The organism is Rhizobium sp. 62_C5_N11_2, assembly GCF_051811185.1.
Lineage (GTDB): Bacteria > Pseudomonadota > Alphaproteobacteria > Rhizobiales > Rhizobiaceae > Rhizobium > Rhizobium leguminosarum.
The window spans coordinates 1,688,997-1,709,486 of record NZ_JBPWPW010000001.1 but is presented as its reverse complement, the minus strand read 5'-3'; the positions used below and the strand labels follow the sequence as shown (position 1 = coordinate 1,709,486).

Here is a 20,490-nt window from a genome sequence, read left to right as displayed (position 1 = left end):
ATCCCGCCGTCCCGCGGACATAGGAAGAAGACAATGAACCCGATCCGCATTGCAAAAAGCTGGCTCAGCTACCGTCGTACGCTCAACGAACTCGGCGGCCTTTCCAACCAGACCCTGTCCGATATCGGCGTCAGCCGCTACGACATCCGCAATATTGCATCCCGCTCGTTCCGCTAATAGCGAGTACGATGCTTCCAAGACGGCGCCACGAAGGCGCCGTTTTTGATTCCGGGGTACTGGGCCACGAAGGCGCCGTTTTTGATTCCGGGATGCTGGGCCACGAAGGCGCCGTTTTTGATTCCGAGGTGCTGGGCCACGAAGGCGCCGTTTTTGATTCCCGGGTGTTGGATCGCTCCTGCCGACATGATATCAGCCCAGGATGAACACGATCTCCTCCTATTCCCCCATCCACGTCGTCGGCGGCGGGCTTGCCGGTTCGGAAGCCGCCTGGCAGATCGCCAGTTCCGGCGTTCCGGTCATCCTGCATGAAATGCGCGGGGTGCGCGGCACGGATGCGCACAAGACCGACGGCCTGGCCGAACTTGTCTGTTCCAATTCCTTCCGTTCCGACGATGCGACCAGCAATGCCGTTGGCGTCATCCATGCAGAGATGCGCATGGCGGGCTCGCTGATCATGGCCGCTGCCGATCGGTGCCAGGTACCGGCCGGCGGTGCGCTCGCCGTCGATCGTGACGGCTTCTCCGAGGCGGTGACCAAGGCGGTCCATGACCACCCGCTCATCACCGTCGTGCGTGAAGAGATCACCGGCCTGCCGCCCAGTGACTGGGATCTTGCCATCGTTGCCACCGGACCGCTGACGGCGCCGTCGCTCGCGAGCGCCATCCAGGCAGAAACCGGCGAGGATTCACTCGCCTTCTTCGACGCCATCGCGCCGATCGTCTACCGCGAGAGCATCGACATGGATATCTGCTGGTATCAGTCGCGCTACGACAAGGTCGGGCCTGGCGGCACCGGCAAGGATTATATCAACTGCCCGATGGACGAGGCGCAGTACAATGCCTTCGTCGACGCGCTGATATCAGGCGACACGGTCGGTTTCAAGGAATGGGAGGGCACGCCTTATTTCGACGGCTGCCTGCCGATCGAGGTGATGGCTGAACGCGGCCGCGAGACACTGCGCCACGGACCGATGAAGCCGATGGGGCTGACGAACGCGCATAACCCGACAGTCAAGGCCTATGCCGTCGTGCAGCTGCGGCAGGACAATGCACTCGGCACGCTCTACAACATGGTCGGCTTCCAGACGAAGCTGAAATATGGCGCGCAGGCGGACATTTTCCGGATGATCCCGGGTCTGGAAAATGCGGAATTTGCCCGTCTCGGCGGCCTGCACCGCAATACCTATATCAACTCCCCAACCCTGCTCGACCGGTCACTGACGCTAAAATCGCGGCCCGGCCTGCGTTTTGCCGGCCAGATCACCGGCTGTGAGGGTTATGTGGAAAGCGCCAGCGTCGGGCTGATGGCCGGGCGTTTCGCCGCCGCCGAACGCAAGGGCGAGGCGATCTCGCTACCGCCGGCGACGACGGCGCTCGGCGCGCTGCTCGGCCACATCACCGGTGGGCACATCGTCACCGACGAGGAGCCGGGCAAACGATCGTTCCAGCCGATGAACATCAATTTCGGGCTGTTTCCGGAGCTCCAGCCGGGCTCGATCGTCAAACCTGAAGGCGTCAAGCGCTTCCGCGGCAAGGACAAGACGATCATGAAGCGGCAGCTGATCGCGCGGCGTGCGCTTGCCGACTGCGCGACCTGGCTCGGTCAAGAATCGACGCTTGCCGAAAGCGCCTGACCGGCGTTTTCAAGCGCATCGGACCCGGCTCGTGCGACCCGCGTGAAGTCTTTGCTTCTATGCATGTCGCCCAAAAGCGCTGCACACTTTTGGGCGACCTGCATTACTGCTTGGTCGCGGCCGAAATATTGCCGGGCGGCAGGTCCTTATCCGGCTCGGCGATATAATTGCCGAGCAGCCAGAGCGAAACCTCCGAGGCTTCCTTGGCGGAAGCGAATTCGAAATCGCCGTTGTGATAGGGTGCATCGAGGAAGTCGATCACCAGTCCCCGGCCCGTCTCCGATCCCACGACACGCACCCGACCCGGCTCGATCAGATGGCAGGCGAAATGGCGCGACATGTTGCGCATGAAGCCCGCCTTGTTGTCGTGCAGGCGCACAAAAACGGCCTGGCCGTTTTCCGTCGCCTGCAACTGACGGATCGCCTCGTTCGGAAAGGCGCGGCCGAACTCGATGATGGCGAGGCCCGTGTCATGCAGGCCGTCTTCCTTGTTCTGCGCGGCCATGCGCGTTGCCACGAAAGCAATGAAAATGACGATGGCGAAAAGGACGCACCAGACGATAATGCCCACGCCGGTTCTCCGTTCAAAGGGTAGCGGTGGAAGCCTTGTAACGCGCGAGACTTGCGCGAATTTGACCGATATCAGATTTTTCGGCGCGCGGCAGCCAGCCCCATCCGCAGCTGGCGGCGCCACTGCGGCGGCTGCAGCGGCCGGTCAAACAGCAAGGCGCCCCGTTTCTGCGCCCTGATGAGCACCGGTTCGGCAAGCGTCGCCGGCAGGAAGGCTGGAAAGACAGCCGGCGCAATCGGCCCCGCCGCCCTCGCCTTTGTCAGATGTTCGCGACCGAGGCCGGCGAAGGCCTCTATCGCGGCAGAGATGCGCGGCCGGTCTTCGCCGGCGAGGAAGGCATCGCGGTCGAGACCGGTGGCGGACAGGATCTGCAGCGGAATATAGATCTGGCCGCGGCGGCGATGCAGCGGCATCAGCAGCAACAGCCCGGCGACCGCTTGGGCGACGCCGGCATGGCCGGCGGCGTCGGCCGAGCGTGCGGCCTCCTCCGGCGAAAGCACGAGGCTTGCGAGCTGGATCAGCGCCGATGCCGTTTCACCGGCATAGCCTTCAAGCGAAAGACGTGTCTCCATCGGATCGTCATAGAGATCGAAGGTGCGGGCCCCGATCATGTCGATCAGCGTCTTGCGCGGCAGGCGGTGCGTTTCAATCGCCATCAGAAGCGCCGCGGCGACGGGATTGGCCGCCGTCGAGCCGTGTGCGCTGCCCTCCAGAAGATCGTGCCAATATTGTAGCCGCACCTCCCCGGGCAACGGCTCGTGCACGAGATCGCGGATGCGGGCAAGCTCGGCATTGAAGGCATAGAGAGCCGCAAGCGCGCCGCGCTTTTCCTCTGGCGACAGCAGACAGGCGAGGTAGCGGTCGCGATCGCTGTCACGCAGCATCGCCAGGCAGATCTCCTGGTTCGTCGCAATATGCGCTTCGGTCATCGTCAGACCGCAATCAACGCCGCGGCGACGGCACGTTGCTCGGCGAGCATGATATTGAACGTGCGCACTGCAGCCCCGGTGCTCATCGGATCGGAGGAGATGCCGCGCGATTTCAGCGCCAGCTTCAATTCCTCGGGCAGGCGGCGAAGCTCGGTACCGGTGCCGACGAGCAGAACCTCGATATCACTAGCCTCATCAAGCACGCGGCGGAAATTTTCAGGCGAAAGCGGTTTCGACATATCCATGTCCCAGCCATGAATGCCGGAGGGCAGGCAAAGGATGGAGCCACGATGCGACATGTCGGCAAAGCGAAAGCCGCCATTGCCGTAAGCATCGATCGGAGCGCGCCCGGGGAAATGCGCGGCGCGGATTTCTATGCCTTTTGCCATGTTTTCAAACCACCGTGCCGGATTTTACACCGGCATCCGTCTTGTTGCTCTCTTCCCCGTCGGGAGCCTCCGGCCGCAGCCGGAAGACGATCAAGACAGGAGCGGCGATATAGATCGAAGAGAAGGTGCCGAGAGCGACGCCAAAGAGCATCGCAAAGGTGAAGAAGCGGATGACCTCGCCCCCAAAGAGAAAGAGCGCCAGCAAGGCGGTCAGCGTCGTCGCCGCGGTCAGAACGGTGCGCGACAGCGTCTGGTTGATCGAGGCATCGATCAGGATCGGCAGCGGCATCTTCTTGTATCGCTTGAGATTTTCGCGCATTCGGTCATAGACCACGACCGTGTCGTTCAGGGAATAACCGACGACGGTGAGCACGGCGGCGATGCTCGTCAGGTTGAACTCGATACCGGTGAGGACGAAGAGACCAAGCATGATGATGACGTCGTGCAGCGTTGCGACGATGGCGCCGACCGCGAACTGCCATTCGAAGCGGATCCAGATGTAGATCAGGATCGCGGCTAGTGCTGCAAGCACGCCGAGCGTCGCCATCATCGTCAATTCGCCCGAGATCGCGGGTCCGACGACGTCAACGCGGCGAAAATCATAGTCCTCCTGGAGCTCGCCGCGCACCAGCGTCGCCGCCGACTGCTCGGCATTTTCGCCGCCGCCCTGGGAAGCGATGCGGATCCGCGCGTTCGACGGTCCGCCCGTGCGCTCGACGCGCACGTCGCCGAGATTGAGATCATTGAGGCGCGAGTGGAGATCGGCGATGTCGGCATTGCCCTGCTTCGCCGTCACCTCGATGAGCGAGCCGCCAGTGAAATCGATGCCGAGATGCAGGCCGACGGTGGCAAAGGCGGCCATGGCAATCAGCGAAATGACCGCCGACGCCGTAAAGACATAACGGCGGATTCCCATGAAGCGGATATTGGCGTGTTCAAAAAGATGCGCCAGAACGCTCTTCGGCAGATGTCGAGGATGGCGCGCTCTCAGCCAGACGGCAACGATCGAGCGCGTCAGGGTGAAAGCCGTGAAAACAGTCGTCAGGATGCCGACCGCCAGCGTCACCGCGAAGCCGCGGATGGATTCGCTGCCAAGGAAAAAGAGGATGATGGCGGCGATGAAGATCGTCACATTCGCATCGATGATCGTTGCAAATGCGCGTGAGAAACCGCGGCCGACGGCCTCCGCAAAGGAATGGGTGGTCTTCTCCTCTTCGCGGATACGCTCGTAGATCAGAACGTTCGAGTCGACCGCCATGCCGACAATCAGCACGATGCCGGCAATCCCGGGCAAGGTGAGCGTCGCGCCGGCAAGGCTCAGCACCGCAACGATGAGCATCAGGTTGAAGAAGAGCGAGACGACGGCGATGATGCCTAGGATGCGATAAAGCGCGATCATCAGTGCCGCGACCAGCACGACGGCGACGAGACCGGCAACAAGGCCGCTGAAGATGGAATCGGCGCCGAATCTCGGGCTGACGCTGCGTTCCTCAACGCTGGTCAGCGTCGCCGGCAAGGCGCCGGCGCGCAGCATGATCGCAAGGTCGCGGACGCCATCTTCCGAGAAATTCGCCGAAATCCGGCCCTCACCGCCGGTGATTGCCGCATCGATAACCGGTGACGACATCACCTGGTCGTCGAAGACGATGGCAAGGTGCTTGCCGATATTCTGCCCCGTCGCCTGCGCCAGCCGCTGCGTACCTTGCGCATCGAGACGGTAGGCAATCGCGGTATCCTGCGTCTGCTGATCGACGACAGGCTCGATATCGACCATGTTGCTGCCGGTGACGAAAGCCGTGCGGTCGACCAGATAAGGTACCGGCGGGTCGTCAAGCGAATAGAGCACCTGCGATGTCGCCGGCCAACGGCCGTTCAGCGCCTCCTGCCCCGACATGCTTTCGTCGATCAGATGAAAGGAAAGTTTGGCCGGCTGGTTCAGGATGTTCTTCAGCCGCTCAGCATCGACCGATCCCAGCACCTGCACGACGATCCGGTCGGCGCCATCCGGGCGAACAAGGAAATTATCATAGCCGAATCCGGCGATACGGCGGCCAACGATATCGAGCGACCGGGTCCGCGCGGAAGCAACGTCAGCGGTAATGCCGGCGTCGGAAATCTGCAGCGAGAGCTGCCCCTCCGCGCCCTGCTGCAGCGCGACCCCAGGTCCCGAATGTCCGCCAACCGTCGTCAAAGACTTCAGGAGATCGACCGCCGCCTGTGTCTGGGCCGGATCGGTGATGCGGACGGTGACGGTCTGGTCATTGCCGGTCAGCCCGGTATAGCGGATGCCGGCGCCGCGCAGCGCGTTGCGCACATTGGCGACCGCCTCTTCCAGGCGGTCCTTGACGATATCGGAACGCTCGACCTTCAGAACGATATGCGAGCCGCCCTGCAAGTCGAGACCAAGCATTACGCGGTCGTGCCGCAACCAGTCTGGCAGGGAGGATCGCTGCGCCTCGGTCAGCAGATTGGGCGCAGCGATGGCGATGGCCGCAAACGCGACCAGCCAAATCAGAAGTGTTTTCCAGCGGGAAAAATGCAACATTCTCTCGACGATCTTCCGATCCGGCGGTCCTGCCGTTATCGCTTGTTACGCCGCGTCGGCCTTGACCGGTTCACCCTTGACGCGAATTTCTGAGATGCCGCTGCGGACGATGCGGACACGCACGCCATCAGCGATCTCGACTTCGACTTCCTTTTCGTCGACGACCTTGGTGACCTTGCCGACGAGACCGCCGCCGGTGACGACCTGATCGCCGCGACGGATCGCCTTCAGGGTCTCCTCACGCTTTTTTGCCTGTGCGCGCTGCGGACGGATCAGCAGGAAGTACCAGACGACCATCAGCGGCACGAACAGGATGATCATTTCGAAACCGGAACCGCCGAATCCCGTTGCGGTATCGGTCGCGCTTTGGGCGAATGCCGGGGTGATGAACATGCTAAACTCCTCAGGCTTGGGCGGCGGAACTCCGCCTCTCTTTTCAGGTTGCCGGACTATAGTTACGGCTTCGATGAATGCAACAGAAACAGCCGGAAACAGTACCGATTCCGCTGCCTCATAACCTTTCCGCCGTCAAAACGCCATGCTACCCGGCATCGAAAGATCAAAGCGGATTGCCGCAGTGAGAAATCAGGAGGCCACCGATGACCGAGGAAATCAACACAGCCCTGCTCGCCGAACTTAGACGGCTCGCAGACGCCGTCGAGCGTCTTGCCGGACCGGCACCCGCCCTCAACGACTGGGATGCTGCCGACTGCTTCGTCTGGGCGCCTTTGCGCCAGCATCTGCAGCCGGTCAAGAGACCGAACCGGGTGGCGTTGACGCTCATCCGCGGCGTCGATCATGTGCGCGACATCCTGCATGAGAATACGGTGCGTTTCGCCGAGGGTTATGCCGCCAACAATGTGCTGCTCTGGGGGGCGCGCGGCATGGGCAAATCCTCGCTGGTCAAGGCCGTACACGAGGATGTCAGGCGCGAAAGCAGTGCCTTGCTGAAGCTGGTCGAAGTCCATCGCGAGGATATCGCCACCCTCCCCCATCTGCTCGATCTCCTGAAGGACACGCCGTACCGTGTGATCGTCTTTTGCGACGATCTCTCCTTCGATCACGATGACACCGCCTACAAATCGCTGAAGGCAGCACTCGACGGCGGCGTCGAAGGGCGGCCGGACAATGTGCTCTTTTACGCCACCTCCAACCGGCGTCATCTCCTGCCGCGCCACATGATGGAAAACGAGCAGTCGACGGCGATCAATCCGTCGGAGGCGGTCGAGGAAAAGGTTTCGCTTTCCGACCGCTTCGGCCTCTGGCTCGGCTTCCACAAATGCAGCCAGGAGGATTATCTCGGCATGATCGACGGCTATGCCGATCACTTCAAGCTCGGGCTCGAACGCGGCAAGATGCATGCCGAGGCGCTGGAATGGGCAACGACGCGCGGCGCACGCTCCGGCCGCGTCGCCTGGCAGTATATACAGGACCTAGCCGGGCGCATGCGCGTTCACATCGATCGGGGCTAGAGCGCGTCGCGCGTCAATCCGAATTCACGCGACGCGTTTTGGGTCTTTGTCGTTTATCCCAAAACCGCTGCGCACTTTTGCGCGACATGCATTAAATGACAAAAGCCCGGCTGGTGGCCGGGCTTTTGCGTTTCCTGGTACGCAGTACCTATTCCAGGAAAGTCATCGGGTTGACCGGGGACGCGTCCTTGCGCACCTCGAAATGGACCTGCGGCTGCTTGACGTCGCCGCTCATGCCGGAGACGGCAACCGTCTGGCCGCGCTGGATCTTCTGGCCGCGGGTGACGCTCAGCGTGTCGGCGTTGCCGTAGACGGTGACGGTGCCGTCGTCGTGACGGACGAGAACCGTGTTGCCGAGTTCCTTCAGGCCGTTGCCGGCATAAATGACGACGCCGTTTTCAGCGGCCTTAATCGGCGTGCCCTGCGGTACCGAGATGTCGATGCCGTCATTGCGGTTGCCGTTGACGTTGGCGCCGTATGAAGCAATGACCTGGCCGCGCACCGGCCAGCGGTATTTGCCGATGCCGGTCGATTCCGGCGCGGCAGAGCTGACGTCCGACTTCTTCTCGGCATCGTCGACGGTCTGGGTGGCGGCCGGTGCCTTATAGGGCGCAGGCTGCACGGAAGCCGTCTGCAGGGTAGCCGCCGGCTGGGTCGGCTTCGGATCGACCTTCTCGGCCGGGATCGAGGCGGTCTTGATATTGTCGGCGGTGCCGTTCGGGATCTTCAGAGCCTGACCGATGCGGAGCGAGTTGGCCGAAAGATTGTTGGCGGCCTTGAGGTCGTCGACATTGCTGCCGGTCGCCTTGGCGATCTTTGCCAGGGAATCGCCTTGCTTGACGACATAGGTGCCGGCAGGTGCCTTCGGATCCTTGCCGGCGCCGACGGGAAGCTTGCCGGTGGCATCGGCACTCGCCAGCGTCTTGTCGCGGGCGGAATTGGCGCCCGGAATGACGGCAACGTTCTGCTCAGGCGCCTTCGGCGCCTCCGGCATCTTGCCGGGCTTGGAAAGGTCAGCCGCCTGCGATGCCGCCTTGGCGGCATTGCCGCCATTGAAGGTCGGAATGAGGATCGCCCGGCCCGGCTGGGCGGCAGATGCCGTCTTCAGGTCATTGACGCGCAGGATTTCCTTTTCCGGAACGCCGAAACGCCTGGAGAGCGTAGCGATGCTTTCACCCGGACGCAGCGTTACCGAAGGAGCGTTGGTCGCGGACCAGCCGGAAACCTTTGGCGTCGTGCCGGTCGTCAGCGTGTCGGGCGTCACCTTGGGTGCCGCCGGCGCCACCAATCGGGGCTTTTCGGCCTGCGGCGCAGTCGGGAAAGGTTGGGCGAGCGCGACTTCCTTTTCCCGCTGCCGGGACGGGGCAACAGCCGACGGCGCGGCCAGATCTGAACGCTGCACCGAGACCGGCGCGGAAGCGAGACGTGCGCTCGAGCTCGATGTGCGAGTCGGATCGTAACCCTGGCGTGCGGGATAAGGCTGGTTCAGTGCGTCATTGCCACCGCCGTAGCCCGACTGGCTGGCAACGGCCGAACCGCCGAGATCGGCGCGCGGCACCGGATCGCCCTGAGAACCGTTCATATTCCTGCGCGGAATCGAACTTGTAGTGATCTGGTCCTGCCCGGAGGAGGAAAACAAGCCGCCAAACCGTGTCACATCGGAACTGCAGCCCGTTGCGGCACTTGCCAGCAGGCCAACAACCAGAAGATTACCGGCCGACTTCCCGAACTTTGGCGAAAGACTGAAACGCATGACTCGACCCACTGAGAACGCAACCATTTGTGAGTCTATTAAAACGCGTTAGTATTACCACGCGGTTAAGATGCTGGAATCAGTGCGATATTTTTGAGAAGTTGATAACCATAGGCTTACGGGTGAAAAATCGTAGTGCGCACAGCATGATGCGAAAACTGCGAGCGGCTTTTCTGATTGTGATGCATATTCAGATTTCAGGCCGATCCGGCCGGAAAACATTTACGCCTACGGCAGCGAGGCCCTACAACAGCGAGGCAAGGCGCGGAACGATCGGCAGATAGGGTGCTTCGAACAGTTCCTCGCGTTCGAAACGGCTGCCGGTTTTCGTCAGCCGCACCATGCGACACTCGTTCTCGGAAATCATCAGCGGCGCGATCATCGAGCCGCCTGAAACGAGCTGGTCGGTATAAAAGCGCGGCATCGCGTTGAAGGCCGCCGTCACCAGGATGCGGTCGAAGGTGCCCTCACCCTGCATGCCGGCACTGCCGTCGGCATGGCGAATGATGACGCTGCGCAGACCAAGCGATTCCATGCGCCGCTGCGCGGCTGATGTCAGCGTCTTGTAGCGGTCGATGGACAGGACACGCTCGGCCATGCGGCCCATGACGGCAGCGGTAAAGCCGCTTCCGGTGCCGATCTCCAGGACGCGCTGGCCCGGCTTGAGCTTCAGGTGATGCAGGATGCGGACGGCAAAATCGATGCCTTCGAGGAAGGAACCGCATTCGATCGGGATCGTCCGGCTCGAATAGGCGTCGTCGGCAAATTGCGGCGGCACAAACAGTGAGCGCTGCGTCTGCTCGACCGCCGTCAGCAGATCGAGATCGGAGATGCCTTCGGCACGCAATCTGAGGACGAGCGCAGCAAAGCCCTCCTTCTCCGCCAGTCTTGCCGTCAAACTTGTGCTCCGTATCCCAAGGCCCGCGCCACGCGGTCCGTCACGGAATAATCGGTCAGATCCAGTTTCAAAGGCGTTACCGAAATCTTATTATGCTTCAGGGCGTGAATATCGGTGCCTTCAACGAAGGCGCCGGCGCGTTCGCCAAACTTCAGCCAGTAGTAAGGAAACCCCCGGCCGTCGGAGCGGGCGTCGACCTGCAGATTGAAGGCGAGCTTGCCCTGCATGGTCACCTCGGCGCCATCGACTTCGTCGGGACGGCAGTTCGGGAAGTTGAGATTGAGGAACGTACCCTCCGGCAGGTCCAGGACCATCAGCTTTTCCAGAAGAGCCGGCGCATGCGTCTCGCAGACCTCCCAGGGCACGATGCGCGCGCCATCCTCATAGAGATAGGCCTGGCTCAGCGCAAACGAGCGCACGCCCTGCATCGTGCCTTCGATGGCGCCGGCGATCGTGCCGGAATAGGTCACGTCGTCGGCAACGTTCGAGCCCGAATTGACGCCGGACAGGACCAGATCCGGCTTGATGTCCATCACCTGCCTGATGCCCATGATGACGCAATCGGTCGGCGTGCCGCGCAGGGCGAAATGCTTTTCGGAAATCTTGCGCAGCCGCAGAGGTTCGGAGAGGCTCAGCGAATGGGCAAGGCCGCTCTGGTCGGTCTCGGGCGCCACGATCCAGACATCGTCAGACAGCGTGCGCGCGATCCGCTCCAGCGCGGCAAGGCCTTCGGCGTGAATGCCGTCGTCATTCGTAAGCAGGATGCGCATCGCCTCAGGCCGCCCGTTCGATCTTGGTCAATCCGCCCATATAAGGCAGCAAAACGTCCGGAATCGTGACGGAACCGTCCTCGTTCAGATAATTTTCAAGGACAGCGATCAGGCAGCGGCCGACGGCCGTGCCGGAACCGTTCAGCGTATGGACGAACCTGTTGCTCTTGTCGTCCTTGCCGCGGTAGCGCGCATTCATTCGCCGGCCCTGAAAATCGCCGCAGACCGAGCAGGAGGAGATTTCACGGAAGGCATTCTGCCCCGGCAGCCAGACTTCGAGATCGTAAGTTTTGCGCGAGCCGAAGCCCATATCGCCGGTGCAAAGCGTCATGGTGCGGAAATGCAGGCCGAGGCGCTTCAGCACTTCCTCGGCGCAGGCGGTCATGCGTTCATGCTCGGCAACGGCGCTCTCGGCATCGGTGATCGACACAAGCTCGCATTTCCAGAACTGATGCTGGCGCAGCATGCCGCGCGTGTCGCGGCCGGCGGAGCCCGCTTCCGAGCGGAAGGACGGCGTCAACGCGGTAAAGCGGAGCGGCAGCTTTTCCTGATCGAGGATTTCTTCGCGCACCAGATTGGTCAGCGTCACTTCGGCCGTCGGGATCAGCCAGCGGCCGTCCGTCGTCCTGAAGAGATCCTCGGCGAATTTCGGCAGCTGGGCGGTGCCATAAACGGCCTCGTCACGCACCATCAGCGGCGAACTAACTTCGGTATAGCCGTGCTCGCTGGTGTGGAGATCGATCATGAACTGGCCGAGTGCCCGCTCAAGCTTGGCGAGCGGCCCGGTCAGAACTGTGAAGCGCGAGCCGGAGAGCTTGGCGGCGCGCTCGAAGTCCATATAGCCGAGCGCTTCGCCGATTTCGAAGTGCTCCTTCGGTGCGTGGTTCCAGCGCGGCTTTTCGCCAACGGTGCGGGTGACGACATTGTCATGCTCGTCCTTGCCGACCGGGACGTCGTCGAAAGGTATGTTCGGGATGCGCGAGAGCGCGTCGTTGAGTTCGGCCGTCAGTTGCCGGTCCTCTTCCTCGATCGCCGGCAGCAGGGTCTTCAGTTCAGACACCTCGGCCTTCAGCTTCTCGGCAAGCTCGCTATTCTTCTGGGCCATCGCCGCGCCAATTTCCTTGGAGGCGAGGTTGCGGCGGGACAGCAAGTCCTGCGCCCTTTGGACGGCGGAGCGCCGCTTTTCATCGAGGGCAACGAGACTTTGTGCCAGAGGCTCCGCGCCGCGCTTGGCAAGGGCGGCATCGAGCGCTTCGGGATTCTCACGGATCCATTTGATATCGAGCATCGTCGTTCCAGGTCGTTGCAACAGAGGTGGCCCGGCCAAAGCCTGATCGGACCTCGACCGGATATTACAGCGCCGCCGTGTCTTTTCAGACGCGCAAGGGACGCTGTAACACTTTGAATTGCTGCATAATCCTTAAACCGATTCCGATTTAAGGATTATGCAGTCGACGACGTTCATGAAGGGATTTCCAGATCGCAGCTCAGACGCTGTCCGTCTTGGCAACATCTGCGGATCCGGTTTCCTTTTCGACCGCCTGCCGGGCACGCTGGCGCTCCACGAGTCGCGCCGCATGGATGGAAATCTCGTAGAGAAGGATCGTCGGTATCGCAAGGCCGATCTGGGACATCGGATCCGGCGGCGTCAGCACGGCGGCGACGACAAAGGCGAGGACGATGGCAAACTTGCGCTTTTCGGCGAGCCATTGCGACGTCAGAAGACCGACACGGGCGAGCAGCGTAGTGACGACGGGAAGCTGGAAGACCAGGCCGAAGGAGAAGACCAGCGTCATGATCAGGCTCAGATATTCCGAGACCTTCGGCATCAGCGAGATGGCTATCTCGTCATGACCTGGCGCCTGCTGCATCGACAGGAAGAACCACATGACCATTGGCGTGAAGAAGAAATAGACGAGCGCGCCGCCCATCAGAAACAGCACCGGCGAGGCGATCAGGAACGGCAGGAAAGCCTGGCGCTCATTCTTGTAGAGACCGGGTGCCACGAACTTGTAGACCTGGGCGGCAATGATCGGGAACGCGACCACAAGGCCGCCGAACATCGCCACCTTGACCTGCGTGAAGAAGAATTCTTGCGGCGCGGTGTAGATGAGCTGGGCTTTCTCGACGTCGAGATGCGCCCACACGACGGCTGTCTTGTAGGGAATGACCAGATAGTTGAAGAGATGCTTGGCAAAAAAGAAGCATGCGATGAAGGCGACGAAAAACGCGCCGATCGACCACATCAGCCGCGTGCGCAGCTCCATCAGGTGCTCGATCAACGGCTGCGGCTTGTCTTCGATATCACCGCTCATGCCTCGTCCTTCTTCGTCTGCGCCGGCTTCTTCGGCGTTGCAGGCTTCCTGGCTGCCGTCGTGCGTTTCGGTTTTTCCAAAGGCACGGCAACGGCAGCCGCAGCATCGACCTTATCGGCAGCCTTGACGCGCGGCTTGCGCACGGCCTTCGGCTTGGCGGCAACCGTATCGGCCTGCACGATCGCTGCTGCTACCGGTTCCGACGGCGTAGGTGTCGCTACCAATGGCGGCGTTTCCGGCAGGCTCATCGACGGCGTCGGGGCTGCAACAGCATCGGCTGGCACCTCGGTCTTGTTCTCCGTGACCGTGGTCGCCTTCTGCAGGTCGGCCTTGATCTCGTTGCCCATCTGGCGGAGCGGGTTCATCGCCTCGCGCAGGCTGTTGACCGGGTTGAGCTTCTGGGCGTCGCTGATCGTCTGGCGGACATCGTCAAGCTCAGCTTCGCGCAACGCTTCATCGAACTGCGCACGGAAGTCACCCGCCACCTTGCGGGCGCGTTGCGTCATCTTGCCGAAAGCGCGCAGCATCGGCGGCAAATCCTTGGGACCGACGACCACGATCAGTACGACCGCGATGACCAAAAGCTCGGTCCAGCCAATATCGAACATGCAAGGCTCCTGGACGGGAAGCGCGGGGGCTGCGCTTTTTCCCGGACTTGGTTACTTCGTTTCGTCGGCCTTGTGATCGACGGTCTTTGCCGTGTCCGGCGCGTCTTCGTCCGTCATGCCCTTCTTGAAGCTCTTGATGCCCTTGGCAACGTCGCCCATCAGTTCCGGAATCTTGCCACGACCGAACAACAACAGCACGATGACCAGAACGATCAGCCAGTGCCACATGCTAAAAGAACCCATTACGCTAACTCCCTGTTTCTATGTTCCCACGATGTAAGGATTTCCAACATCGTTTCCAACATCAAGCCCTGTGAACTGAGCTTAATGTCACGGTATCGCCCTTTGTGACAAGCCATCGACCCATCGAAAAGTGGTGGCCACCATTGTTTTCGCCATGCATGGCAAAAGCAAGACGCAAGCCCCTCAATCTTCAGGGGTGCCACCCGGTGCCAGCAACCCCAGTTCCTCGAGGTCCATCTGGGTGATCGGGTCTTCGTCCTCGGTCAGTTCGTCGTTCATCAACGGCGAGGGAATATTGAAATTCGCCGGAATGCGGCCCGACAGCAAGCCCGCTCCCTTCAACTCTTCGAGACCGGGCAGGTCACGCAGCTCTTCGAGTCCGAAATGGTCGAGGAAATCGCGTGTCGTGCCCAATGTCACCGGCCGGCCCGGTGTGCGCCGGCGGCCGCGGAAGCGCACCCAGCCCGCCTCCATCAGCACGTCGAGCGTGCCGCGCGAGGTCTGGACGCCGCGGATATCTTCGATTTCCGCACGTGTCACCGGCTGATGATAGGCGATGATCGCCAGCACTTCCAGTGCGGCGCGCGAAAGCTTCTTCACCTCATTGTCATCACGGCGGATGACGAAGGACAGGTCGGCGGCGGTGCGGAAGGCCCAGGCGCCTTCGACCTGCACAAGATTGACGCCCCGCGGCGCATATTGCTCCTTCAGGCGCAGCATGATCGCATGCACGTCGGTCTTCTCGGGCAGGCGCTCAGCGAGGAAGCCTTCGGAGACCGGCTGCGAGGAGGCGAAGACCAGCGCCTCAGCGATGCGCTCGGCCTCGATCTCGGCCTGCAGGTCGCGGCCCCTGTCTTCGAAATTGCCTTCGAAATCTTCTTCACCCCTCAGGTCGATCAAACCGGCCGCTCCTGTTCCACCACCTGCAGCGTGGCATGTTTCGGACCGCGGCGCATGTATATCGGCTGAAAGGCGCCGTCCTGGCGGATTTCGAGCTTGCCCTCGCGCACCAGCTCCAGCGAGGCGGCAAAGGCGCTGGCGATTGCTGTGACGCGTTCTTCAGGCGCTGCGAGATAACGCAGCAGATAATGTTCCATCGCCGTCCAGTCACCGATCTCGCCGATCATCTGGGTCAGCAGTTCGCGGGCATCGGTCAGCGACCAGACGGTGCGCCGCTCGATCGTCACCTGAGTGACGGCATGGCGCTGGCGCAGCGCCGCATAGGCAGTCAGGAGATCGTAGAGGCTTGCCGCGTAAGCGGACTGCTGCCGGTCGGGAATATGCTCGGGGGCGCCACGCACGAAGATATCGCGGCCGAGGCGGTTGCGGTTGACGAGGCCGTCTGCCGCCTGGCGCATGGCTTCGAGACGTTTCAGGCGGAAGGCGAGTGTTGCCGCCAGCTCCTCGCCGGAAGGGCCGTCATCCTTGACCTGCTGGGGAATGAGCAGCTTCGACTTCAGATAGGCAAGCCAGGCTGCCATGACGAGATAGTCGGCGGCAAGCTCGATGCGGATACGCCGGGCGCTTTCGATGAACAGCAGATATTGCTCGGCGAGCGCCAGCACCGAAATGCGCGACAAATCGACCTTCTGGTTTCGGGCGAGATAGAGCAACAGGTCGAGCGGGCCTTCGAAGCCGGCGACGTCGATCACCAGCGCCGGCTCGTGGCTGGCGCGCTCGGCACCGTTATCCTGCCACAACTTGTCCATCGGCGTCGCCGCCTGCGGGCGTTCCGTGCCCTTGACCGTGCTCACCTAGCTACTCCCTTACGATCAGACCGTCGCAAACATCGCCTCGAATTCCGCCCTCAATTCCGCTTCATCTGATGTATCCGGCGTCGCGAAGCCCGCTTCCACCGCTTTTGCACGGGCAAGCGATATGCCGGCGAGCGGCGGAACATTTGCCACGACATCTAGCATCTCGTCCATATTGCCATTGCAATGCAGCACGATATCGCATCCGCCTGCAATGATATTCGCCGCGCGTTCACCGATCGTGCCGGAAAGAGCGTTCATCGAGCTGTCGTCGGAGAGCAGCAGACCGTTAAAGCCGATGTGTTCGCGGATGATGCCGTCGATCACCTTGCGCGAGGTCGTCGCCGGATTGTCCGGGTCGATGGCGGCGAAAACGACGTGACAGGTCATGGCCATCAACTCGTCCTTCATCGCGACAAAGGGCGGGAAATCATGCAGCTCCAGCTCATCGCGCGAGACGGTGACGACAGGCAGCTCCAGATGTGAATCCGCAAAGCCGCGACCGTGGCCGGGCATATGCTTCATCACAGGCAACAGGCCGCCGGCCTTCAGCCCTGCGGCAGCCGCTTTCCCCATCGCGATGACGGTTTCGGGATCGCCGCCATAGGCTCGGTCACCGATGACGTTGCTGCTGCCCTCGACAGGCACATCGAGCACCGGCAGGCAATCGACATCGATGCCGAGGCTCGAAAGGTCGAAGGCGTGCAGCCGCGACATCAGCCAGGCGGCGCGCAGGCCGAGCACGCGATCGCGGCGATAGAGATCGCCGAGCGCCAGGCCGGAAGGATAACGCGCTAGAACGGGTGGGCGGATGCGCTGGACGCGGCCGCCCTCCTGGTCGATCAGCACCGGTGCATGCCAGCCGACACTGTCGCGCAGTTCGGCGACGAGATCGGTGATCTGCCGTGCTTCGGAGATGTTGCGCCCGAAGAGGATGAAGCCCCAGGGCCGTTCGCCCCGATAAAAGGCTTTCTCTTCGGATGTGAGGGAAAGGCCGCTGCAGCCAAGGATCATCGCTTTTGATTCGGTCATATCCGAATCATAGACGGCGCCCGGCCAAATGCGAGCAAGGTCGGGCCGGATGCACAAAAAAGAGCGGCGGGCCGATCCGGCCCGCCGCTCCTATATTCTGTTCAAAAAACCGATCTACTTGGAGATCAGGCAGCTTCCGCCCGCCGCGCGATACTGTTCGCAGAGCGCTGCGGCCTCGTCCTTGGAACCGGCCGGAATGCGGACACGGTAGAAAGTACCCTTGCCGGCGATATCGGCCCTGCGGATCTCATGACTGCGGCCGCCAAGCACGCTGGCGAATTTCTTCGACAGGTTGGCATAGGATTTGGTCGCCTCGTCTTCCGAAGGCAGCGAGGCGATCTGGATGCCGTAGCCGCCGGCGGATGCGGCCTGCTGTGGCTTTGCGGCGACTGGAGCTGCGGCCGCGACCTCAGTCGTCTTCGGCTGCTGTGCGGGCGGCCGGACATTGCCCTTCTCGGTGACGGTGCCGACGACGTTGACGGGCTGGTCGGCCGGACGCGCGGTCGGAATCGGCGCGGTATCGGCAATCGCCGAGGTCTTGACCGGGCGCACCGGCGGAGCGGCCGGAGCGGGATTTGCGGCCTGCGCATCAGCACTGCCGGCGAGCGGCGGCTGTGCCGGCGCAGTTTCGACAGGGGCTGCAGAACGCGCATCGGCGGAAGCAACCTCGGCGCTTGCCGGGAAGCTTGCGGCCGTTCCGCCGACTGGAGGCACGGGCGAGGTCGATTGCGCGGACGGGGTCGACTGGGCCGTCAACGGCGGCTGAGCCGGCGGTGTCGGCTGGGCAGACGGCGTCGCCTGGGCAGACTGTGTCGCCTGAGCAGACTGCGTCGGCTGGGCAGACGGCATCGGCTGATCGACGGGCGCCGGCTCCTCGCGGGCAACCAACGTACCGTCAGGCTTGACGATCATCGTGCGGACCTTGCGTGGCGAAACGGACGGCGTCTTGTCGGCGTCGCTTGCCGAAGCGTTGTCGGCATTGTCCTGGTTCGGCAACAGACGCGGATCCTCCGTCTCACCGACCGCAGTCGGCGTGACCTGATCGTCAGCGTTGGCGTTCTCGTCGTCTTCAGGCAGCGCTTCCGGTGTCAGCGTGCGCTGGACAACATCGACGGGCGCCTCGTCGGAAGAAACGAGCGCCTTCTGCTTCGGCTCTTCGGCAGAACCCGCAACACGGTCGTAAACGGCCTTATCCTGGTTCGGCACGGTCTTGCCGCCAGGATTTTCCGGAACGACCTTGACCGGCTCCTTGTCGGCGGTGATCACGCGCGGCTCGCCGGACGCGACAATGCCGAGCCCCTCGCCGTTCCACACGGAGGAATAGACACCATAAGCGACACCGGCGAAGACCACGAGCACGACGGCCCCGGCAAGCAGCCGGCGCATCGACCGGGCGCGGCTGAAATCAGCGGCCTGGCTTGCCGACTCGATACGAACCTCGGAGGTCTCGCGGCGCTCGACCGGCTCGCGCACGCTGCGGCGGAAATCCTCCTCCAGCGCCCGTTCGAAATCATCGAGGCCATCGGCGATGGTGGGCTTGACCGGCGTTGCCGCGGCCGCAGCCGTATCCCGGACTGGCGTCGGCGTTTGCCGCGGCTTGGCCGGTTCAAAGAAGCTGGCGATCTCCGCGTCGAGATCGAAATCGAAATCAGCAGTTTTCGCGACCGGCGCGGGCTGCTCGACCGGCGGCAGCGTCGGCACGTGCATGTCGTCGACGGTCTCGGGACGATCCTCCGGATCGGAGATCATCGCCGGATCGAATGGCAGGTCTTCGGTCGAGTCGGAGGCAGCCGCCCAGTTGAAAGCCGGAGCCGGAGCTGGAGCCTGCGGCTCGGGAACGAAGGCTGGAGCGGACCGTACAGGGGCGGCAGCGGCCGGCTGGAAAGCAGGAGCTGGCGGCTCTGGCGCAAAAACAGGCGCGGGCCGAGGCGTAGCGACGGCAGCGGTTGGCTGGGGAGCAGGTGCAGGCGGCTCTGGCTGCGGCGATGGGTCGGACGTCTCGGAGAAATCGAGGTCGGCGAGTTCCAGCTCGATGCCGGCAAGATCCAGCTCGAAATCATGGCCGGCGAAGGGGTCGTCGGCTTCCGGCACCGGCTGCGGCGCCCGCGAATATGCCGTTGCGGCAGGCTGGGGCACAACGACCTCGGCAAGCTGCGGCGCGATCGGCCTTGCGGCTTCGGAAGCATAGACCGGAGCCGGTTCGATCGGAGCAGGCTGGACGGGTGCTGCGGCGAGCGGTGCGGGCGCGATCACCTTGGGCTCGACAGGTGCGGCGGCCATGGGAGCAGCAGAAACGGGCGCTGCCTCGATCGATGCGGGCTGCGGCGAGACGGGCGTCGGATTGGCACGTTGCGGCACCGGATAACGCGAGACGTCGGCGAGCAGATCGTCAAGATCGAACGTGCCGGCGGTGTGCGGAACATCAGGCACGACCTCGGTCAGCGCGGCATCGGCCTGGATCTCGCCTTCGACGGCGGCGGCGATGAGATCGAAACCGGCATCGGACCCGAAATCCTGCAGCTCTTCCTCGATCTCGACGAATTCTTCGGCCTCGGCGGTCTCTTCCGATGCGATCACCTCATCATGGCGATCGAGCTCGGCGGGGAAGCCAAGCGACGGTGAAGCGGATTCGAATTCCTCGGAAGGCTCGATAGCGGCGACGGTCGCCGGCGGCTCGATGACAGGTTGCGGTTCGACCACAGAAAGATCGGCGGACGGTGCCTCAGCAACCGGTGCTGCGACCGTTTCGGCCACAGGCTCCGGCAAAACAACCGGTTCCTCGCGCTTCGGTGCATGGAAATTGGCAAGCGGCAGCCTGATGCTGGCGGCCGACCATTGCGGCGCCTTGGCGGGCTGCGGCAGCGAAGAAACGGGTGCTGCGCCGATCGACAGCTCAAGCTCCTCGATCAGGTCGCGCGCACCGCCGAAGGCCGATTGCAACGATGCCTCGGGCTCGGGGGAAAGCTGCTCCGCCCAGTCGGCGGCAGATGCGTCCTCATTCCCTGCGGCGGGCAAAGCTACTTCTTCATCAGCCTCGCCTTCTTCAGCCTCGACGGGGGCGACGGAAACCGGCTCAGGAGCCTCCGCACGTTCGGCGGCGGGAGAAGCGTCGAGAACGGGCTCGACGTAATCTTCAGGAGTGACATCATCAGAGAACGGCTCGGCGGGCCGGTCGAGCTCTGCGAGCGGACGTGGCGAATCGTAGCGGTCGAACTCGCGCCCAAGCTCGTCTTCGAGATCGAGGGCGGGCTCGCGGCGTGCGGTCTCAGTCACCGTATTCGCCGCAACACGCGGCTCGAAGCCGACGATCCGGGCAAGTTCAGCCAACGGATCATCATCGGCAAACAGATCGTTTTTTCCGCGCGTATCATACGCAAGTTGTTTATCAGCCATGCCTA

At 62.6% G+C, this 20,490-nt stretch carries 20 protein-coding genes; 3 read left to right on the top strand and 17 right to left on the bottom strand.

All coding sequences use genetic code 11. The features are described 5' to 3' along the window. Positions 1-33 precede the first annotated feature (33 nt). On the top strand, positions 34-177 hold the full coding sequence (locus AB8B31_RS08675; RefSeq protein ID WP_003573524.1) for a DUF1127 domain-containing protein: 144 nt from the start codon (positions 34-36) through the stop codon (positions 175-177). Here AB8B31_RS08675 and AB8B31_RS08670 read toward each other — a convergent pair. Next, complete coding sequence (locus AB8B31_RS08670) at positions 174-365, bottom strand: hypothetical protein (protein WP_018445613.1); 192 nt, start codon at positions 363-365, stop codon at positions 174-176. The two genes, AB8B31_RS08675 and AB8B31_RS08670, sit on opposite strands and share 4 nt — an antisense overlap. A gap of 14 nt (positions 366-379) precedes the next feature. Here AB8B31_RS08670 and trmFO point away from each other — a divergent pair, with 14 nt between their 5' ends. Further along, complete coding sequence (gene trmFO, locus AB8B31_RS08665) at positions 380-1,813, top strand: methylenetetrahydrofolate--tRNA-(uracil(54)-C(5))-methyltransferase (FADH(2)-oxidizing) TrmFO (protein ID WP_018445614.1); 1,434 nt, start codon at positions 380-382, stop codon at positions 1,811-1,813. 103 nt (positions 1,814-1,916) lie between these two features. Here the strand turns inward: trmFO and AB8B31_RS08660 are convergent, their stop codons facing one another. The 5 genes from AB8B31_RS08660 to yajC form a co-directional block, all read right to left on the bottom strand. Further along, on the bottom strand, positions 1,917-2,384 hold the full coding sequence (locus AB8B31_RS08660; RefSeq protein ID WP_018445615.1) for a hypothetical protein: 468 nt from the start codon (positions 2,382-2,384) through the stop codon (positions 1,917-1,919). A 71-nt stretch (positions 2,385-2,455) separates the two neighbouring features. Beyond that, positions 2,456-3,313 (bottom strand): phytoene/squalene synthase family protein, encoded by an 858-nt coding sequence (locus AB8B31_RS08655; protein ID WP_131703288.1) that lies wholly within the window; start codon positions 3,311-3,313, stop codon positions 2,456-2,458. A 2-nt stretch (positions 3,314-3,315) separates the two neighbouring features. After that, positions 3,316-3,702 carry an Mth938-like domain-containing protein gene (locus tag AB8B31_RS08650; RefSeq protein ID WP_018241804.1) on the bottom strand — a complete coding sequence of 129 codons (387 nt, stop codon included), beginning with the start codon at positions 3,700-3,702 and terminating at the stop codon, positions 3,316-3,318. Between the two features lie 4 nt (positions 3,703-3,706). Continuing rightward, entirely contained in the window at positions 3,707-6,247 is a 2,541-nt protein-coding gene (secDF, locus tag AB8B31_RS08645) for a protein translocase subunit SecDF (protein ID WP_131703287.1), read from the bottom strand. 45 nt (positions 6,248-6,292) lie between these two features. After that, the gene (gene yajC / locus AB8B31_RS08640) at positions 6,293-6,640 is read right to left on the bottom strand and encodes a preprotein translocase subunit YajC (RefSeq protein WP_003558894.1); all 348 of its coding nucleotides are present in this window, start codon (positions 6,638-6,640) and stop codon (positions 6,293-6,295) included. Positions 6,641-6,846: 206 nt separating this feature from the next. On the opposite strand from yajC, the gene AB8B31_RS08635 reads away from it, so the two are divergent. Then, positions 6,847-7,719, top strand: a complete 873-nt coding sequence (locus tag AB8B31_RS08635) for an ATP-binding protein (protein ID WP_018241802.1) — start codon at positions 6,847-6,849, stop codon at positions 7,717-7,719. Positions 7,720-7,867: 148 nt separating this feature from the next. Here the strand turns inward: AB8B31_RS08635 and AB8B31_RS08630 are convergent, their stop codons facing one another. The 11 genes from AB8B31_RS08630 to AB8B31_RS08580 all read right to left on the bottom strand — a co-directional run bounded on the left by AB8B31_RS08630 (position 7,868) and on the right by AB8B31_RS08580 (position 20,485). Next, positions 7,868-9,472, bottom strand: coding sequence for a M23 family metallopeptidase (locus AB8B31_RS08630; RefSeq protein WP_131703286.1), 1,605 nt, complete (start codon positions 9,470-9,472; stop codon positions 7,868-7,870). A gap of 244 nt (positions 9,473-9,716) precedes the next feature. After that, positions 9,717-10,370 (bottom strand): protein-L-isoaspartate(D-aspartate) O-methyltransferase, encoded by a 654-nt coding sequence (locus tag AB8B31_RS08625; protein WP_027684913.1) that lies wholly within the window; start codon positions 10,368-10,370, stop codon positions 9,717-9,719. Then, positions 10,367-11,140, bottom strand: a complete 774-nt coding sequence (gene surE, locus AB8B31_RS08620; protein ID WP_027684914.1) for a 5'/3'-nucleotidase SurE — start codon at positions 11,138-11,140, stop codon at positions 10,367-10,369. Before surE ends, AB8B31_RS08625 begins: the two co-directional genes overlap by 4 nt. A 4-nt stretch (positions 11,141-11,144) precedes the next feature. Continuing rightward, positions 11,145-12,428 carry a serine--tRNA ligase gene (serS, locus tag AB8B31_RS08615; RefSeq protein ID WP_047622272.1) on the bottom strand — a complete coding sequence of 428 codons (1,284 nt, stop codon included), beginning with the start codon at positions 12,426-12,428 and terminating at the stop codon, positions 11,145-11,147. 199 nt (positions 12,429-12,627) lie between these two features. Next, the gene (gene tatC / locus AB8B31_RS08610; RefSeq protein WP_018241797.1) at positions 12,628-13,455 is read right to left on the bottom strand and encodes a twin-arginine translocase subunit TatC; all 828 of its coding nucleotides are present in this window, start codon (positions 13,453-13,455) and stop codon (positions 12,628-12,630) included. Then, entirely contained in the window at positions 13,452-14,063 is a 612-nt protein-coding gene (gene tatB / locus AB8B31_RS08605; RefSeq protein WP_027684916.1) for a Sec-independent protein translocase protein TatB, read from the bottom strand. The genes tatC and tatB overlap by 4 nt, the downstream gene beginning before the upstream one ends. Positions 14,064-14,114: 51 nt before the next feature. After that, the gene (locus AB8B31_RS08600) at positions 14,115-14,306 is read right to left on the bottom strand and encodes a twin-arginine translocase TatA/TatE family subunit (protein ID WP_003538990.1); all 192 of its coding nucleotides are present in this window, start codon (positions 14,304-14,306) and stop codon (positions 14,115-14,117) included. A 183-nt stretch (positions 14,307-14,489) separates the two neighbouring features. Next, the gene (gene scpB, locus AB8B31_RS08595; RefSeq protein ID WP_131703285.1) at positions 14,490-15,206 is read right to left on the bottom strand and encodes an SMC-Scp complex subunit ScpB; all 717 of its coding nucleotides are present in this window, start codon (positions 15,204-15,206) and stop codon (positions 14,490-14,492) included. After that, positions 15,203-16,060, bottom strand: a complete 858-nt coding sequence (locus AB8B31_RS08590) for a segregation and condensation protein A (RefSeq protein ID WP_018241794.1) — start codon at positions 16,058-16,060, stop codon at positions 15,203-15,205. Before AB8B31_RS08590 ends, scpB begins: the two co-directional genes overlap by 4 nt. 18 nt (positions 16,061-16,078) lie before the next feature. Next, positions 16,079-17,092 carry a beta-N-acetylhexosaminidase gene (gene nagZ, locus AB8B31_RS08585; protein ID WP_026188370.1) on the bottom strand — a complete coding sequence of 338 codons (1,014 nt, stop codon included), beginning with the start codon at positions 17,090-17,092 and terminating at the stop codon, positions 16,079-16,081. Between the two features lie 114 nt (positions 17,093-17,206). Continuing rightward, positions 17,207-20,485, bottom strand: a complete 3,279-nt coding sequence (locus AB8B31_RS08580; RefSeq protein WP_026188369.1) for an SPOR domain-containing protein — start codon at positions 20,483-20,485, stop codon at positions 17,207-17,209. Positions 20,486-20,490: the final 5 nt, after the last annotated feature.

What these genes read in the sequence shown, in the direction of transcription:
- AB8B31_RS08675 (WP_003573524.1), top strand. Translation starts at nt 34, where the DNA reads ATGAACCCGATCCGCATTGCAAAAAGCTGGCTCAGCTACCGTCGTACG.
- AB8B31_RS08670 (WP_018445613.1), bottom strand. Translation starts at nt 365, where the DNA reads ATGTCGGCAGGAGCGATCCAACACCCGGGAATCAAAAACGGCGCCTTC.
- trmFO (WP_018445614.1), top strand. Translation starts at nt 380, where the DNA reads ATGAACACGATCTCCTCCTATTCCCCCATCCACGTCGTCGGCGGCGGG.
- AB8B31_RS08655 (WP_131703288.1), bottom strand. Translation starts at nt 3,313, where the DNA reads ATGACCGAAGCGCATATTGCGACGAACCAGGAGATCTGCCTGGCGATG.
- AB8B31_RS08650 (WP_018241804.1), bottom strand. Translation starts at nt 3,702, where the DNA reads ATGGCAAAAGGCATAGAAATCCGCGCCGCGCATTTCCCCGGGCGCGCT.
- secDF (WP_131703287.1), bottom strand. Translation starts at nt 6,247, where the DNA reads ATGTTGCATTTTTCCCGCTGGAAAACACTTCTGATTTGGCTGGTCGCG.
- yajC (WP_003558894.1), bottom strand. Translation starts at nt 6,640, where the DNA reads ATGTTCATCACCCCGGCATTCGCCCAAAGCGCGACCGATACCGCAACG.
- AB8B31_RS08635 (WP_018241802.1), top strand. Translation starts at nt 6,847, where the DNA reads ATGACCGAGGAAATCAACACAGCCCTGCTCGCCGAACTTAGACGGCTC.
- AB8B31_RS08630 (WP_131703286.1), bottom strand. Translation starts at nt 9,472, where the DNA reads ATGCGTTTCAGTCTTTCGCCAAAGTTCGGGAAGTCGGCCGGTAATCTT.
- surE (WP_027684914.1), bottom strand. Translation starts at nt 11,140, where the DNA reads ATGCGCATCCTGCTTACGAATGACGACGGCATTCACGCCGAAGGCCTT.
- serS (WP_047622272.1), bottom strand. Translation starts at nt 12,428, where the DNA reads ATGCTCGATATCAAATGGATCCGTGAGAATCCCGAAGCGCTCGATGCC.
- tatC (WP_018241797.1), bottom strand. Translation starts at nt 13,455, where the DNA reads ATGAGCGGTGATATCGAAGACAAGCCGCAGCCGTTGATCGAGCACCTG.
- tatB (WP_027684916.1), bottom strand. Translation starts at nt 14,063, where the DNA reads ATGTTCGATATTGGCTGGACCGAGCTTTTGGTCATCGCGGTCGTACTG.
- AB8B31_RS08600 (WP_003538990.1), bottom strand. Translation starts at nt 14,306, where the DNA reads ATGGGTTCTTTTAGCATGTGGCACTGGCTGATCGTTCTGGTCATCGTG.
- nagZ (WP_026188370.1), bottom strand. Translation starts at nt 17,092, where the DNA reads ATGACCGAATCAAAAGCGATGATCCTTGGCTGCAGCGGCCTTTCCCTC.
- AB8B31_RS08580 (WP_026188369.1), bottom strand. Translation starts at nt 20,485, where the DNA reads ATGGCTGATAAACAACTTGCGTATGATACGCGCGGAAAAAACGATCTG.